Origin of the sequence: Streptomyces sp. NPDC051738, from assembly GCF_044453205.1 — a bacterium.
Lineage (GTDB): Bacteria > Actinomycetota > Actinomycetes > Streptomycetales > Streptomycetaceae > Streptomyces.
This window is the reverse complement of record NZ_JBITCM010000007.1, coordinates 215124-230195: the sequence shown is the minus strand read 5'-3', so window position 1 is coordinate 230195 and position 15072 is coordinate 215124. Positions and strand designations below refer to the sequence as shown.

Here is a 15072-nt window from a genome sequence, read left to right as displayed (position 1 = left end):
CTGTGGGTACCGGGAGGGCGATCATGGGACACAGACAGCGCAGGCGACGTCGGCCGGGCGGCCCGTCGCAGATCACGGCCAAGCTGACGATCCCGTTCGTCGGCGAGATATCCGGTATGTGGGAGCCGGCCGACGCGGAGCGCAGCGCTGCCTGGGAGCTGTACCTGGAGCTGGTCACGCGCGTGTCGGTCGAGGAACTCGATCCCGACGAGGGCTTCCTGCGCGAGGCGCTGTCCTCCCTCTACACCTTCTTCAACACGACCCGCGAGATCCTGCGCCGCTACGGCCCCGACGTGGCCCCGCCCCTCGCCCCGGGGCACGTCAGCTTCGGTGTCCTGGCCGTGACCGTCCTCAACCGCGTCCTGCGTCCACTCCTCGCGCAGTGGCATCCCCGCCTCACCGCCTACGAGTCCCAGCGGCCGACGGGACGCGATCCCGTGGTCCACGAACGGGAGTGGGAGCACGCCGTGGCCCTGCGCCGTGAGATCGCGGCCGTACGGGAGACGCTGGTGTCGCTGGCGCGAACCTTGCAGGAAGTGGCGAACGTCAGCGACCTGATCGACCTTCCGGCACCGCATGCACCACGATCGCCCGGAACGGGCACCCCCCCCCGGAGCTCAGGGGCACAGTGAAGGTTGAGCGCTTCTGCCCGACCAGGCGACTTCGAGTTGCTCGGCCGGATCGGCCACGGCGGCATGGACCACACACGCGAACGACAACACGCCCACGGACTCAGCTCGCTCACCAGCCCGCCCCAACTCCTTGACGCCGGGGACGAGTTCTTCCCGATGCTGGAACGCCTCGCCCGCTCTCCCGAGCCCCGTTAGATTGGATCACTTCGGTGATCGCGGGTACGAGAACAGGGGGGCCGATGCGGTCGGAGCAGCGACGGCGTGCCGAAGTCGTCAGGTACTGGCGGGCGGTGGAGCTCTTCAGCCCGCCCCAGCTGCCGTCCCCTCCCCGGCACGGAGCCCGGGTGTCGGAGCGCGAGTGGATCCAGCAGGTGGACGTCCGTCCCGGAGAACCGTGGCCCGCGCTGCCCTGGGAGGCGGCTCATCCGCTCAGGCGCGAGCGGATCGACACCCGCAAGGAAGTGTGGCGCCACACGGTCTACGGCGGTGTCTTCCCGCTGTCCGCCGTGCGCGACGCTCTTGAGCGGCACTTCGGGGCGGACGGCGAGGACCACTCCGGTGCCCGGCGGCAGAAGGGCGAGACCGCGGTCTTCTCCATCACCGTGGACGCCGACGGCATCCTGTTGGACGGCGCGTCGGCCTTCTCTACGTGTGCGTGGGCGACCGGACGCGTCCGTGATCCGGGGCCGTACGCACCGGACTGGCTCGACGGGTTCGAGGAGACCGAGTCCGCGTGCCTGCAGGCCATCAGCATGCTCACCCGGCATCACATCCCTTACCTCCGAATCCCCGCACCCGCAGATCCCGCCCCAGGTCCCGTCCCAGGTCCCGTTTCAGATCGTGTCCCGCTCGTCCCGGACCAGGTCACGCCGTCCGGCGGCGCTGCGCGTGCCCGCTCGGGTGACTGGCGTGGCCTGGTGCGGGAGATTCTCGGCTCGGCCGCGGTCGGCGCGCTCGGTGCGTTGATCGGGGATTTCGGGGCCGGTGCTGTCGCAGGGGCTCTGCGGCCCGTCGTGAGGCGGGCCGGGCAGGGCCGGCGGCGCACGGACGACGGTGCCAGGACGGCTCCTCCTGTCCGGCGTCCTGATGTGACACCCGACCACGGGGACGGCACCGTTCAGCCGCAGGTGACGCCGGAGGGGACTCCGGAGGGGACTCCCGACGAGGCCGAGCCCGAGGTGCAGCCCGGGCGACCGCTGGAGCTGCCCGACCTGGTGGCGTTCGCCGCGCACGTGGCCGATCTGCGCGGGGTGGAGGATCTGCTGTCCCCCGCGAGCATCCGCATCCACAGTCAGCGGGTCCGCAGACGCAAGGACGGCTCGCTTCCCGACCCGGATCCGGCGTTCCTCAACAGCCTGCTGCCGGAGGATCTGGAGCGGGTCGCGGAAGCGGACAGCCACGGGGCGGCACTGACCGCCTACCTGACCGACCCCGCAGACGTGCGGACGTGGGACCGGATCGACGTACGCGACCACTCGGACGCGGTCCTGGAGGGTGTGGCACCGGACGTGACGCCGCTGGGGCGGTGGCCGGCTCCGGTCGCGCATCCGCTCGCGCTGAGCCAGCAGTTCGCGGTCAACACCATCACGGCCGAACTGTCCGGCGGCAGCGGACTGTTCTCCGTCAACGGGCCGCCGGGGACGGGGAAGACGACGATGCTCCGGGACCTGATCGCCGCGATCGTGGTGGAACGGGCCGTGCGTCTGACGGCGCTCACGCGGGCGGCGGACGGGTTCAGCGGACGGGTCGAGTGGATCTCGGAGGGTTCCCGCCGCGCTGTGACCCTGCTCCGGCCCGACCTCACCGGTCATGAGATCGTCGTGGCCTCCTCGAACAACGGAGCCGTGCAGAACATCACCACCGAGCTGCCCGCGCTGGAGGCGCTGGGTGAGGAGTGGCGTTCGGAGGCGTCGTACTTTCTCGACCAGGCCGTGTCACTGCTGGGCGGCGCTCCGGCCTGGGGCGCTGTCGCCGCGCCGCTCGGCAAAGCCGAGAAGCGCAGGGACTTCATGGAGCGCTGGTGGTGGGGCGAGAAACCCAAGCAAGTCTCCCGCAACCGGGCGGGCAACCGGCAGGGAGGTTCCGACAGTTCCCCGCCGTCGAACGGCATGCAGGCGCTGCTGCAACGCCTGGAACGCGGTGAACCGCTGTACGACCCCCCTGCCGACGTGCGCTTCCCCCACCAGGCGGGCCACGAGGGGGGCGGGCCCGCCCCGGTACCGGCGGGCACCGAAGCAGTGGACGGCTGGGCCGCCGCCAAGGCCGAGTTCAACCGTGCGCTGCGGCACGCGGAGAACCTGCGTGCGGCTCGGGCGACGGCGGCACGCGCCCTGCGCGATGTCGAGCGGCTCGGCAGGGAGGTGGTGTCCGCGGAGTCGGCGGAGCGGCGGGCGCACCAGGACGAGGGGCGGGCCGCGGAAGCGGTCGAGTCCGCGTACGCCGCCCTGCGGCAGGCGTCGGCGGCGTACCAGGACGCACGTGAGGGAGCCGAAAGCCATGCGCGGGGCAGGCCAGGCGGTCTGCTGGGCATGCTGGGCACCGGGCGGGCGTTCGTGGAGTGGCAGGAAAGGGAGCGCTGGTTCCAAGCGGAGGTGGAGCGGACGTACCTCGCGTGCGGGGCGGCGCGGAACCACGCGCTCGCTGCGGACCGTGCGTCGGACGAACTCGTCGAGATCCGCAGGCACGCGCTCGATCGCCTGCGGCTTGCGCGCGCCGCGGCCGCTGAGGCGCGGCGCCTTGTGGAGCAGGCGCGCGCCGACTGGGGTGAGCACGTTCCCGGGGACTGGGAGCAACTCGACGACACTCGGCGCGAGTTGTCCGCACCCTGGTCCGATGAGGAGTTCTGTGCCGCGCGTACCCGGGTGTTCCTCGCCGCGCTGAATCTGCACCGTGCCTTCATCGTCGCCAATACCCGTACCCTGCGCCGGAACCTGCTGCTGCTCAAGGAGGTGTTCGCCGGGATCGCGCCGCAGGACGCGGCACTGGCGGTCTGGCAGTCGCTGTTTCTGGTGATGCCGGTGGTGTCCACCACGTTCGCGTCCTGCGGGCGCCTCTTCGGTCCGCTCGGCCAGGACGCGTTGGGCTGGGTGCTGATAGACGAGGCCGGCCAGGCGGCTCCCCAGGCAGCGGTCGGAGCCCTGTGGCGTGCCCGGCGCGCCGTACTGGTCGGGGATCCGCTGCAACTGGAGCCCGTCGTCCCGCTCCCGTTGTCCGTGCAGGAGCGACTGCGCGAGGCGTACGGCGCCGACGAGGCGTGGCTCCCTTCGGTGACCTCCGCCCAGCGGGTCGCGGACCGGACCAACCGGTGGGGTACGACGGTGCAGTCCCGTCAGCCGGACGGCGAGATCGACCCGGTCTGGGTGGGGGCGCCGCTGCGTGTGCACCGGCGGTGCGAGCGGACGATGTTCGAGCTCAGCAACGACATCGCCTACGAGGGGTTGATGGTCTACGGAACGGCGGAGAAGCCGTTCCCCGGGCCGGAGTTCTGCCCGGAGTGCGTGGCCGAGGACAGACGCGGATGCCGCTCCTGCGCCTATCCCCTCAGCTGCTGGGTGGACGTGGTCGCGGGCGAGACCGTCGGCAAATGGGTTCCGGAGGAGGGCGCGGCCCTGGAGCGGATGCTCACCGTGCTGCACCGCGAGTGGCGCATCGACCTGGACCGGGTACGGATTCTCAGCCCGTTCCGCGACGTGGTCTCCGGCTGCGTGAGGACCGTACGCGGCATGCGTCTGGGCGACAGTGTGCCGGCGGGCGCGGCTGCGGAGTCGTACCGCAAACAGGTCTCCGCCTTCGTGAAGGACCACATCGGCACCGTCCACACCATGCAGGGCAAGGAGTCGGACGTGGTCATCCTGGTGCTGGGCACCCACCCGCGGGAAGGAGCTCATGCCCGTGCCTGGGCCGCCGAGAAACCGAATCTCCTCAACGTTGCGGTGAGCAGGGCGAAGCGGCGGCTGTTCGTCATCGGGCACCAGGAGAGCTGGCGCAAGGAGCCCTACTTCGACCTGCTCGCCGACCCCGCGCGACTGCCGCGGCGGATATGGGCGGCGCGCTAGTCGCACGGCTCGCGCGGGTCCTTCGCCGGGAGCAGGCGGACCTGACCGGTGGGCACCTTGAACGGTGCCGCCGCGGTCGTGTCCCACAGCACGACGTCGTCTCCGGACACTCCGAACGACAGGTAGGGGCGCGCGGGGTGGAGTTCGGCGCCCTGAACGTTGACCTGCTTCGTGGCGATCGTCGGCTGTACACAGGTCCATTCAGGGGCGACGCCGAAATAGGGCGGCGCGGTCTTGCGTTCCTCGGCGGCCGTCTTCACAACTCTGACGGCGTCGGCCGCCGAGTCGATGGCAAGGAGCGTGACCAACCCGATCACCATGACCTGCGCCGCGGCGTACAGCGGACCGTTCATGGTCTCGCCCGAGCGGATGAAGGACGAGTGCGCGTGCTTGGCTATGCCCCAGGCGGCCGGTACGAACAGCGCCAGGCTCAGGAAAGTGAGCAGTTTGCCCGCGGCCATCACCTGCCAGATCCCCGGCACATCCAGATCCTCGGGGTCGAGTCCGAGTGCATCGGCATACAGGGCGTGGAGCACGGACCCGGAGGCCACGACGAACGACACGACCACGGTGAACACCAGAGGGGCCGCCCAAGCCAACCACTCACCCCAGGTCCACTGTCGCACCAGGAGCCAGATGCCTCTCAAAGTGAACAGGACGGCGATCCAGACGAGCATCTGCCGCGGCGTCACGGGATCGGTCTCGGAACCGAACCAGCCCAGAGGGCCCGCCACAAAGAGCAATGCCGTCACGCAGACGATGAAGACACTCAGCCCGCGCCCGCCGGAAAGGAAGACCCTGGCACCGCTCCGCAGCGCGCCGGCGAAGCAGGCCACGGCGAGGATCCCCCAGACCCACACGCCGAAGCCGGAATGGTTGTTCGCGACGACCGCGCAGAACGACATCGCCAGCAACCAGGCTATGAGCCGGTTTCGCTGACGGCCGCCGTCCTCCTCACGCCTGGGGACTATGTGGCTGCGTTCCCGTCCCTGCAGGGCCCTTACGTCGACATCGTTCCGGGGCGGTGCTCCCGTCGGCATGCCCATCCGGGCGAGCCTCCTGGCTTCCGAGGCCGTGCCGGTCACATAGGTTCCGGTGTCGTGGTGTCCTCGCCGCTCGGCGACCCGGGTACGCAGGACGGCCCAGATCCGGCGCAGTCTGGCGGCAGGGTCCAGGGCGCGCAGGGGCGGGCGCGGAGGTGGACGGTGCGCCACGGTGTGGGCCCGCCACTCGGTGAGCTGTTCCCGGTCGCGATCCAGCAGGTCGCAGCGCCTGACATACATTTCGATCTTGGCTGTCTGCGCGAGACGCTGAACCCGCCAGGCCGCCGCCCGCTCGGTCCTGTTGTTCCGCGCGCCGAACAGGTGCACTTCCACGCCGTACAACCGCGAGTCCCCGTCCGGCGTCAGCACTCCCTCCGAGAGGCCCTCACCCCGGGCAAAAGAGGTGACGATCGGCCAGCCGCGCTGCGTGAACTCGTGCTCGGCCTTCTCCCAATCCCGTTGCCCACCGCGCACCTCGACAAGTGCCAGTGCTCGCTGGTCGTACCGGACACGCACCGCGTGCCTCCCCCATTGGCGTGTGCTGACTGCTGATGGATCCTTCCACAGCGCCCATGGGCTGGTCCGGGGCCGGTCCGCCAACACGATCTCGCGACGCGCTCGCGATGATCCGCCAACTCCTGGGCGAGCCCGATCTGTTGCGCTCCCATCCGCACTTCCGCTCCGCCCCGCAGACCCGCCTCTACGGCATCGAGCGCGTCGAGGCCGCCGAGCAGAGCGAGGAGTTCCGGGGCGCCTCGACCGCCGCCGCGCGCCGGTCGGCCGCCGCGCGGGCGGCAGCTCTGCGCAGGCGGAGGGAGGTGCTGACGCGGATCGCGGCGGAACCCATCGACGTACCGCAGCTGGCCTCGGACCGGCTCACGGCGCTGGCTGGAAGGTGGACCATCTACGACATCGGCTGACCCGCTGCGACGAGATCCTCGACGAGCTGTACGGACGCACCGGCCGCGCGGCAGCCGAGGAACTGCTGCGCCGCCGGATCTACGCGGCCATCGCCAAGGCGTACCCGGACCTGCGCGGGAGTGCGAACGACGGCTGCGTGAGCGGGGGTGTGGGCCATCGCCGGGATGACCTGTCCAGGCGGGGGCCGCCGACGGCACCGGGACGCCACACGGCCGCGTCCTTTGCGTCGCGCCAGAGGGCCTTACGGTCGTGCGACCGGCGCGAGGATATTCGGATGCGAGCGGTGGTGCGGGCACGCATGATCGGCGGTGACCGTGACCCCTCGCCACCGTATCGGCCTCGCCGCCCCATCGACCTCGCCCCCGTCGGCGTACCGCCGTAGCGCTGCACTCAGGAGCCCGCATGATCCGCCGCGTCACCTCCCCCGCCCTCTTCCCGCCTCCCACCTACTCCCACGCCTCCGTCGTCGGGGCCGGCACGAAGCTCGCGTTCCTCGCCGGGTCCGTGCCCCTCGACGCCGACGGGAACCTCGTGGGAGAGGGGGACCCCGTACGGCAGGCCGGGCAGGTGATCGCCAACCTGGAGGAGCAACTGCGGGCGGTGGGCAGCGACTTGGCCCATGTTCTGTCGACCGACGTGTACGTGGTGAGCGGTGAGACGGCTGTGCTGTCCGCCGTCTGGGAGGTCGTCGAGGCGTCCGGGCTGAGCACCGGTCCGCACTCGTCGACGCTTCTCGGGGTCGCCTGCCTCGGATACACGGGGCAGTTGGTGGAGATCACGGCCACTGCGGTCGTTCCCGAGGGGCAGGAGACGCCCCCCACACCCGCCGCTTCGCCAACGGCTTCGCGTACCCCCCGACCCGGCTCGTCGTGAGCCCCAACCCCACCAGCGACTCGGCGAGTTTGACGGCCGCTGCCACCCCGTCGACCACCGGAACCCCCAGCTTCTCCCCCACCGCCCGCTGCAACCCGGTCATCCCGGCGCACCCCAGCACCAGCACCTCGGCACCCGCGTCCCGCGCCCGTTCGGCGGCCGCCAGGAACGCGGATTCCGTGCGCTCGCCGGACTCCAGCTCCAGCACCCCGAGCCCGGTACCGATCACGGCGACGCAGTTCCGCCCCACCCCGGCCAGCTCCAGGCTGTCCTCGATCTGCCCGCACGACCGTCCCAGCGTGGTCACGACCCCGTACCGCCGCCCCAGCAGGCAGGCCAGATGCGCCGCCGCCTCCGTGATGTCGACGACCGGCACATCCACCAGCTCCCGGACGCCCTCCCGCCCGTGCTCCCCGAAACCGGCCATGACGACGGCGTCGTACGCGGGACCCTCGTATGTCCGCAGCGCGTCCATGACCGCCGCCGCCGAGAGGTAGCTGTCGAGCCAGCCCTCCGCCGACTCGGGTCCCCACGCGGGGGTCAGCCCGAGCACGGCGGTGCCCGGGCCTGCGGCGGCCCGGGCACCTCGTACGATCTCCTCGGTCATCTCCTGCGTGGTGTTGCAGTTGGTGACGACGATCCGCACGTTTTCAGACCTCCCGTGTCACAGAGCCGGAGCCGGTGGCGGAGTCGGTGCCGGGCACGGTGCCGGGCGCGGCACCGGACGTGATGTCTGACGCGGCGCGCTCATCGCGGCACAGCACCAGGTACAGCCCCGCCGCCATCGCCGTACCGATGAACCATGAGTACGGCGCCACATCGCTGAACGTCTTCACCAGCGCCAGCACCGCCGCGACCCCCGCCGCCGGCAGGAACGCCCACAGCGCCTTGGGGTTGACGCCCTTGCGGTAGTAGTAGCGGGAACCGGGCGTGGCGTCGAACAGTTCGTTCACGTCCACGCGGCCGCGCTTGACCAGGTAGTAGTCGACCATGATGACGCCGAACAGCGGGCCGAGGAAGGCGCCGAGACCGCCGAGGAAGTAGTTGACGACCGTCGGGTTCGAGAAGAGGTTCCACGGCGTCACCACCAGCGCGGCCACCGTGCTGATCATGCCGCCGACCTTGAAGGTGATCTTCTGCGGCCAGACGTTGGCCAGGTCGTACGCCGGTGAGACGAAGTTGGCGACGATGTTGACGCCCATGGTGGCGATGGCGAAGGTCAGTGCGCCGATGACCAGGACCCAGGTGTTGCCGACCTTCGCGACCAGCTCCGCGGGGTCGGTGATGGCCTCGCCGAACACCTCCAGCGAACCGGCCGTGACGATCACCGAGACGACCACGAACGCCGTCGAGTTGATGGGCAGGCCCCAGAAGTTGCCCTTGCGGACCGTCCGGTAGTCGGGCGCGAAGCGCGAGAAGTCGCAGAAGTTGAGCATCAGCGTGCCGTACGTGGCGAGGATCAGACCGATCGCGCCGAACCACTGCCGCCACTGCTCGCCGACGGACACGGGGTGCGGGGTGTCGGTGAGCGAGATCGTCCAGCCCGCCTTGGCGAGGATCCACACCGCCAGCGCGATCATCACCAGCCAGATCGCCGGGCCGCAGAAGTCCTGGAACTTCCGCACCGACTCCATGCCCTGGCTGATGATCAACGCCTGGAGCAGCCACAGGGCCAGGAAGGACACCCAGCCGAGCGCGTCCAGACCCAGGAAGGAGCTGTGCGTCCAGGATTCCAGGCCCGGCCAGGCGGCCAGCAGCATGATGTTGACGGCGACGGACGCCAGGTAGGTCTGGATGCCGTACCACATGATGGCGATGACGGCCCTGATCAGCGCCGGGATGTTGGCGCCCCAGACGCCGAAGCTGATGCGGCTGACGACCGGGAACGGGACGCCGTGGCGCTGGCCGATCTTTCCCATCCAGTTCATGCCGATGTAGATGATCACGAAGCCGACGAGCAGGGACGTGAAGACCTGCCACACGTTCATGCCGAGGACCAGCAGACCGGCCGCGAACGTGTAGTTGCCGAGGTTGTGGACGTCGGACATCCACATGGCGAAGAGGTCGAAGACCTTCCAGTTGCGCTTGCCCGCGGGGGCGAGGTCTTCGTTGGTGAGCCGGGGATCGGGGACGAACGCTGCTGTGCCGGTGGCTTCGGCACGGTCGGCGAGTGACACGGGGCCTCCAGGAAGGGGACGGAGTGGAGGACTGCAGCCGTTTGGTATACCAAACTGCGGTCATGGTCTCCCCGTCAAGCGTTCTGACCGATGTCGTGTTTGTTAACGCTCCGTAAAACACCCCGCGAGTCGGAGAAGATGGGCCCATGAGGAAGATGGCCCCATGAGCTCCCCGACGAAGATCGAACCCCTCGGCGCCGTCCGTGAGCGCGTCCTGGCGACTTTGCGGCAGGAGATCATCGCGGGCGGCCTCCGCCCCGGCGACCGACTGGTCGAGCGAGAGCTCGCCGACCGCTTCGGCGTCTCCCGCGTGCCGGTCCGCGAGGCGATCCGCGCGCTGGTCGCGGAGGGGTTCGTCCACTTCGAGACGCCACGCCGTACGGTCGTACGGCGGCTGACCCCGAACGACGTCAAGGAACTCTTCGAGCTGCGCGAGGCGCTGGAGGTGTACGCGGCTGGACTGGCCGCGTCCCGTGCGACGCCGGAGGAGCTGGCCGAGGTCGAGCGGCTCCTCGACCAGGCGGCCACCGCCACCGAGGCGGGGGACGCCGAAACGATCACGGACATCAACAGCCGCCTGCACGACCGCATCGTCGCCATGGCCGGCAACAGCCTGCTGCTCGAAGCCCTGGAACCGGTCGCGGGCCGCCTGCGCTGGATGACCCGACGCAACGAGGAGTGGCCCCAACTCCTGGTGGAACACCGCGAGTTGTACGAGGCGATCGCCTCCGGCGACCCGTCCCGGGCCCGCGCCCACGCCCTCGCACACGTCCAGACCAACTATCGGTCGACGGTACGGCAGTTGTTCGGGGAGGACGCGGCCGAGTAGGTCCTCGGGAGCCTCCTGGGCCCGAGAAACGAGAACCGAGAACCGGAACCCGACTAGGCCCGAGGACCCGCCCCCAGCACGGCGAACACTGCGTGGACACGACTGCCGTCCGGCCCGCCCCAGGCACCGGCGACGTGACCGATCGCGCCCTGGGGAGGGAGGGGCGGGGCGTCGGGGGTGTCCGAGGCGGTGGGGCGCAGGACTCGGTGGAGGCGAAGGAGCGTGCCGTCCGGGAGGGGGATCTCGGTGCCGTCGTGATCGTCGGTCGCCGTGGGGACGAAGGCGGCGGAAGGAAGACCGTCGCCGGTGTAGGAGCGGCCGACCTCCTGGTCAGGCGTGTCGGTGAGGCTCTGCGCCTGGGCCTGGACCCGCCCCTCGATCAGGGCCAGCAACTGGGCGACCAGCACCGGGTCGTGACAGCCGTCGTAGGCCCAGCGCTGCCCCAGCACGCCGTGCTCCATGGTGCCGACGAGGGCGTGCTCGGCGCCGTCGAGGGGTGCGCCGCGATAGGTGAGCGGGACCAGGTAGGCGGCGGGACCGGCTCCGGAGGCATCGGTGACCACCATGAACTCGATCCCCACCTCGCCCTCCGGGTCGTCCAGCCGGAAGCCGCCGGCCTTGGTCAACTCCGGTTCGCCCGGGCCGCCCTCGTACCAGGGGCGGGTGGGCAGCCAGGACGTGAGCAGTTCCAGCTTGGTCGGCTTGAGTGTGGTGCGGTGAATGACAGCCATCCGGGCACCGTAACGTCCGTAGGACCGCCCCGCCCCCTCATTTCAGCCCGGCCGCCTCGGCCGCCGCGCTCAGCACCTCGGTCAGCATCGCGGGCGTGAGCTTGCCGGTGAAGGTGTTGCGCTGGCTGACGTGAAAGCACCCGAAGAGTTCGAGCCTGCCGAGGCCACCATGACCGCCTGAACCACCATGACCGCCAGGCCCACCGTGATCGCCCGGTCCGCCGCGCCCACCAGGCCCACCGTGCCCGTTGAGGCCGCCATAACCGACCGGCCCGTCCAGCGCGACCCGCGCCCCATGCCCGAACGCAGGCCTCGGCCGCGGCACCCCCCACCCCGCCTCCGCCAGGGCGGGCAGCGTCGCCTGCCAGCCGAAGGCGCCCAACGCGACGACCGCCCGCAGTGTCGGCCGCAGCAGCCGCAGTTCCTGCACCAGCCAGGGCCGACAGGTCTCCCGCTCCCCCGGGGTGGGTTTGTTCGCGGGCGGGGCGCAGTGCACGGGGGCGGTGACGCGGACGCCGTACAGCTCAAGCCCGTCACCGACGGCGACCGACGTGGGCTGCGAGGCGAGGCCCACCTCGTACAGCGCCTGGTACAGCACGTCTCCCGAGCGGTCCCCGGTGAACATCCGGCCGGTGCGGTTGCCCCCGTGCGCTGCCGGGGCGAGCCCGACGATCAGCAGCCGGGCGTCCGGCGGACCGAAGCCCGGGACCGGCCGGCCCCAGTACGTCTGGTCGGCGAAGGCGGCGCGCCTGGTGCGGGCCACCTCCTCACGCCAGTCGACCAGCCGAGGGCAGGCCCGGCAGCCCGCGATCCGACGGTCGAGATCAGCGAGGGCGTCCACAGCTCCACCGTACGGCCGCCTCGGCCCCGTACAGGAACTCCGTACAGGAACATCCGACACATCCCGACGGGGACTAAGGTCGAGGCATGGCTTCCGAGGATGACGAGGCGACGACCGGCAGCGCGGTCGAGGGACAGCGGCCGGACGCGGAGAAGGCCGAGCAGGCCGGCGACCCGAAGGCCGCCGCAGCCGAGACCGCCGCCGAGGCCGCAGCCGTGGCAGCCGCCGAGGCCGCCGCTCCGCAGAACGGCGAGAGCGTGCGGATCGACGCTTGGATCTGGGCCGTACGCCTGGTCAAGACCCGCTCCATGGGCGCCACCGCCTGCAAGGGCGGCCACGTCCGCGTGAACGGCCACAGCGTGAAGCCCTCCCACTCCCTGCGCGTCGGCGACGAGGTGCGCCTGCGCCAGGAGAACCGGGAACGGATCGTCGTGGTCAAACGGCTCATCCGCAAGCGGGTCGGCGCGCCGGTGGCGGTCCAGTGCTACGTCGACAACTCGCCCCCTCCCCCGCCGCGCGAGGCCGTCGCCCCGGCCGGCATCCGCGACCGCGGCACGGGCCGGCCGACCAAGCGGGACCGCCGCGAGTTGGAACGACTGCGCGGGCTCACAGGCGGCGGAGCGGCAGGGCCGCACGGACGCTGACGTACGTCGGTGGCGTCCGGCAGGCCGGGAGGGCCCGGGCCGGACGCCACAGAGGTCGTTCGGGTCACGCACGTCGTCGTAGCAGGCGCAGCAGATCCGCGTTCGACTTCCGTCGCGCCCAGGCGATCAGGGCGAGCGGCACGATCAGGATGAGCGGTGTCGCCGCGTTCTCGCCGCCGAACGCGGTGATCGTCACGACGAACGCACCCACCATCAGCGCGCTGAGCGCCATCGCCGCCACCGACTGCAGCACCAGGATCAACAGCGCGACGGCACCGGCCAGTTCGAGTGCGCCGATGGTGTGCATTCCTGCTGCCTTAGCCCATCTCCTCGAAGCCGTCGGCGGCCGAAGGCCTTGAGGAGATGAGCTGGGCAACTGCCACTGCGGTGCTGTCACAGAGTTGAAGTTCTCTCCCGGATGTATCCGGGAGACTCTCCCCTGGATCACTCCGGGGAGTTTGACAGGTCATGCCTGTCCGACGACGACCCTTCCGGCCGCCGAAGCAAGTACAGGACTCGCTCGGATTGTCCGGGACTTGGTTATCACCCCCGACTATTCACTGAGCGTATCAGATGCATTACGGAGTGATGCAGCGGCGCTCGCCGAACGGCAGCCACCCATGCCCGACGTACCAGTGCCCGCCCGCCCGCAGATGATCCCCGACGGCCCGCTCCACCGCCGTCCTGCGCGGCAGACCCTCGACCGGCAACTCCGGGTCGCCGAAGACGAATTGGACCGGCTCGGTGTCGGACGGCGCCGTGTCGGCGCGGGCGATGCGGAAGCGCTCCTGGAATCCGACGATGTTGGAGTCCTCGGGCAGGTACTTCCGGAGCTGCGTGTCCAGCAGCCAGGAGTGGCAGGTCACCACCCGATAGCGCTCGTCGGGGAAGTGCAGCGGGAAGAACTCCCGGGCCAGCGCCAGGGACCGGTCGACGGCGGCCGGCGTCAGCGGCCCGTAGAAGTCGGGGATGTGCAGGTTCAGACAGGGCGAGCCCGGACCCACCTCAGGCCCGGCAACCTCAGACCCTGCCCCCTCAAACCCGGGCGCACCGGCCCCGGCACGCCCCATCCGCTCCCCGAGCCGCGCCCGCTCGAACTGCAACCGCCCCAACTGGTACAGCTCACCTCGAAAGTGATGGATGAGCCACCACGGAGCCTGCATTCCCGCCCGCCCGTACCGCCGCCGGTGGACGGCCATGTTCCGTCCCAGATCGGCGAGGGTGCGCCGGGAGACGTCGGCCGGGATGCCGCGCTCGCGGTGGTACGCGCGCGTGGCGGGCAGCGCGGCGACGAAGACGTACACGGGGAAGCAACGCTGCAGAGGGCCCGAGGCCCAGTCGAAGTCGGGCAGGTCGACAGGGCCGCCGACCTCGCCCATGCCCCGGACGAGCTCGTCGACGGACCGCTCCAGGAACTGCTTCAGCTCCGGATCGTCCGTCACCCGTCGGCGCATGCGGACGAGGTCATTGATGTCCTCGTGGGGTACGCCGAGGTCGAGCAGCACTTCGGCCAGTTCATCGGTGCGCGGCAGCACGAAGCCCCCTGCGAGGAGACGGAGGAGTACGTTTCAAGGAGGAGTGGTGATCCGGATGCGTACGGGCAGTGAGCCTTCGACAGCGCGCAGTGCACTGCGGGCCCGCTTCTGGCTGTGCGTGTGGGGCGGGGTCTGGGCGATCTTCGGCACCGTCGCGTTCGCGCTCGTGGGCCGCCCTGGCTGGGCGGTGGCCTGCGGGGTGCTGTGGCTGGTGATCACGATCGACATGGCCATGGTCCTCAGACACATCCGCCAGGGCCCGCACTACCAGCCCGGCCGCGACATACCGCCGTATCGCCCGCCCGAGGACCGCCCGTACCGGCCGCCGCCACCGCACAACCGCCACCCCTAGCCGCACCGGAGAGCCGTCAGCCCCGCCGGCCCCGCCCGGTCGCCGTCGCCGCTCACGCGTCGAACCGTGCCGCCTTGAGGTACTGCGGGTTCGGATCGAGCGCGGCGGCCAGCCGGAAGTGCCGCTTGGCCTGGTCGTCCCTGCCCTGGCGCTCATAGGTACGGGCGAGCGCGAAGTGCGCGAACGCGTTGTCCGGCTCGCGCTCCAGGACGATCGTGAACTCCAGCTCGGCGGGCCGCAGTTGGGCGGCGGCGAAGAAGGCGCGCGCACGCAGCAGCCGGGCGGCGGTGTTCTCCGGGTGCGCGGCGATGACTTGGTCGAGCAGTTTCACCGCACCCCGCGGGTCCCGCGCGCCGAGCAGTTGCTCGGCGGCACGGAAGTCGATGACATGCGTCTCCGGAGTACGTCCGGTCGATCCGCTGGTCTCGGGCACGGCAAA

At 70.6% G+C, this 15072-nt stretch carries 16 protein-coding genes and 1 pseudogene; 9 read left to right on the top strand and 8 right to left on the bottom strand.

Translation table 11 applies throughout. The features are described from left to right. Nucleotides 1–23 precede the first annotated feature (23 nt). From ACIA8X_RS18725 to ACIA8X_RS18715, 3 genes are read left to right on the top strand one after another with little or no spacing between them, the layout of a single operon-like run. A complete protein-coding gene (locus ACIA8X_RS18725; RefSeq protein WP_399458685.1) occupies nt 24–632 on the top strand; it encodes a hypothetical protein in 609 nt (202 codons plus the stop codon). 3 nt (nt 633–635) lie between these two features. Beyond that, a complete protein-coding gene (locus tag ACIA8X_RS18720; RefSeq protein WP_399458684.1) occupies nt 636–827 on the top strand; it encodes a hypothetical protein in 192 nt (63 codons plus the stop codon). 44 nt (nt 828–871) lie between these two features. Next, entirely contained in the window at nt 872–4687 is a 3816-nt protein-coding gene (locus ACIA8X_RS18715; RefSeq protein WP_399458683.1) for a DEAD/DEAH box helicase, read from the top strand. Here ACIA8X_RS18715 and ACIA8X_RS18710 read toward each other — a convergent pair. Further along, entirely contained in the window at nt 4684–6246 is a 1563-nt protein-coding gene (locus tag ACIA8X_RS18710) for an NnrS multi-domain protein (protein ID WP_399458682.1), read from the bottom strand. The two genes, ACIA8X_RS18715 and ACIA8X_RS18710, sit on opposite strands and share 4 nt — an antisense overlap. 107 nt (nt 6247–6353) lie before the next feature. Between ACIA8X_RS18710 and ACIA8X_RS18705 the strand changes: the two genes are divergently transcribed. From ACIA8X_RS18705 to ACIA8X_RS18695, 3 genes are read left to right on the top strand one after another with little or no spacing between them, the layout of a single operon-like run. Beyond that, nucleotides 6354–6650, top strand: coding sequence for a hypothetical protein (locus tag ACIA8X_RS18705; RefSeq protein ID WP_393442688.1), 297 nt, complete (start codon nt 6354–6356; stop codon nt 6648–6650). Beyond that, the gene (locus ACIA8X_RS18700; RefSeq protein WP_393442686.1) at nt 6626–7033 is read left to right on the top strand and encodes a hypothetical protein; all 408 of its coding nucleotides are present in this window, start codon (nt 6626–6628) and stop codon (nt 7031–7033) included. The genes ACIA8X_RS18705 and ACIA8X_RS18700 overlap by 25 nt, the downstream gene beginning before the upstream one ends. A 20-nt stretch (nt 7034–7053) precedes the next feature. Continuing rightward, a complete protein-coding gene (locus tag ACIA8X_RS18695) occupies nt 7054–7524 on the top strand; it encodes a RidA family protein (RefSeq protein WP_393442684.1) in 471 nt (156 codons plus the stop codon). Here ACIA8X_RS18695 and ACIA8X_RS18690 read toward each other — a convergent pair. Next, on the bottom strand, nt 7427–8170 hold the full coding sequence (locus ACIA8X_RS18690; RefSeq protein WP_393442683.1) for an aspartate/glutamate racemase family protein: 744 nt from the start codon (nt 8168–8170) through the stop codon (nt 7427–7429). The two genes, ACIA8X_RS18695 and ACIA8X_RS18690, sit on opposite strands and share 98 nt — an antisense overlap. Nucleotides 8171–8174: 4 nt before the next feature. Further along, nucleotides 8175–9701 carry an NCS1 family nucleobase:cation symporter-1 gene (locus tag ACIA8X_RS18685; protein WP_393442682.1) on the bottom strand — a complete coding sequence of 509 codons (1527 nt, stop codon included), beginning with the start codon at nt 9699–9701 and terminating at the stop codon, nt 8175–8177. A gap of 163 nt (nt 9702–9864) precedes the next feature. On the opposite strand from ACIA8X_RS18685, the gene ACIA8X_RS18680 reads away from it, so the two are divergent. Beyond that, entirely contained in the window at nt 9865–10530 is a 666-nt protein-coding gene (locus ACIA8X_RS18680; protein ID WP_393442680.1) for a GntR family transcriptional regulator, read from the top strand. Nucleotides 10531–10583: 53 nt separating this feature from the next. Here the strand turns inward: ACIA8X_RS18680 and ACIA8X_RS18675 are convergent, their stop codons facing one another. Together ACIA8X_RS18675 and ACIA8X_RS18670 are read right to left on the bottom strand one after the other, a co-directional pair. Continuing rightward, entirely contained in the window at nt 10584–11261 is a 678-nt protein-coding gene (locus tag ACIA8X_RS18675) for a 1,4-alpha-glucan branching protein (protein ID WP_399458681.1), read from the bottom strand. Between the two features lie 37 nt (nt 11262–11298). Further along, a complete protein-coding gene (locus ACIA8X_RS18670; protein ID WP_399458680.1) occupies nt 11299–12102 on the bottom strand; it encodes a uracil-DNA glycosylase in 804 nt (267 codons plus the stop codon). Nucleotides 12103–12188: 86 nt separating this feature from the next. Here ACIA8X_RS18670 and ACIA8X_RS18665 point away from each other — a divergent pair, with 86 nt between their 5' ends. Then, complete coding sequence (locus ACIA8X_RS18665) at nt 12189–12746, top strand: RNA-binding S4 domain-containing protein (protein ID WP_393442674.1); 558 nt, start codon at nt 12189–12191, stop codon at nt 12744–12746. Between the two features lie 64 nt (nt 12747–12810). Here the strand turns inward: ACIA8X_RS18665 and ACIA8X_RS18660 are convergent. Together ACIA8X_RS18660 and ACIA8X_RS18655 are read right to left on the bottom strand one after the other, a co-directional pair. Then, nucleotides 12811–13105, bottom strand: a pseudogene (locus tag ACIA8X_RS18660) (DoxX family protein); the annotation flags it as partial. Between the two features lie 219 nt (nt 13106–13324). Further along, nucleotides 13325–14281 (bottom strand): acyltransferase domain-containing protein, encoded by a 957-nt coding sequence (locus ACIA8X_RS18655; RefSeq protein ID WP_393442672.1) that lies wholly within the window; start codon nt 14279–14281, stop codon nt 13325–13327. 55 nt (nt 14282–14336) lie between these two features. On the opposite strand from ACIA8X_RS18655, the gene ACIA8X_RS18650 reads away from it, so the two are divergent. After that, nucleotides 14337–14633, top strand: a complete 297-nt coding sequence (locus ACIA8X_RS18650) for a DUF6343 family protein (RefSeq protein WP_393442670.1) — start codon at nt 14337–14339, stop codon at nt 14631–14633. 52 nt (nt 14634–14685) lie between these two features. Here the strand turns inward: ACIA8X_RS18650 and ACIA8X_RS18645 are convergent, their stop codons facing one another. Further along, complete coding sequence (locus ACIA8X_RS18645) at nt 14686–15066, bottom strand: tetratricopeptide repeat protein (RefSeq protein ID WP_093907126.1); 381 nt, start codon at nt 15064–15066, stop codon at nt 14686–14688. Nucleotides 15067–15072: the final 6 nt, after the last annotated feature.

Coding starts and splice junctions, on each gene's coding strand:
- ACIA8X_RS18665 (WP_393442674.1), top strand. CDS start 12,189: ATGGCTTCCGAGGATGACGAGGCGACGACCGGCAGCGCGGTCGAGGGA.
- ACIA8X_RS18725 (WP_399458685.1), top strand. CDS start 24: ATGGGACACAGACAGCGCAGGCGACGTCGGCCGGGCGGCCCGTCGCAG.
- ACIA8X_RS18680 (WP_393442680.1), top strand. CDS start 9,865: ATGAGCTCCCCGACGAAGATCGAACCCCTCGGCGCCGTCCGTGAGCGC.
- ACIA8X_RS18675 (WP_399458681.1), bottom strand. CDS start 11,261: ATGGCTGTCATTCACCGCACCACACTCAAGCCGACCAAGCTGGAACTG.
- ACIA8X_RS18715 (WP_399458683.1), top strand. CDS start 872: ATGCGGTCGGAGCAGCGACGGCGTGCCGAAGTCGTCAGGTACTGGCGG.
- ACIA8X_RS18650 (WP_393442670.1), top strand. CDS start 14,337: ATGCGTACGGGCAGTGAGCCTTCGACAGCGCGCAGTGCACTGCGGGCC.
- ACIA8X_RS18705 (WP_393442688.1), top strand. CDS start 6,354: ATGATCCGCCAACTCCTGGGCGAGCCCGATCTGTTGCGCTCCCATCCG.
- ACIA8X_RS18695 (WP_393442684.1), top strand. CDS start 7,054: ATGATCCGCCGCGTCACCTCCCCCGCCCTCTTCCCGCCTCCCACCTAC.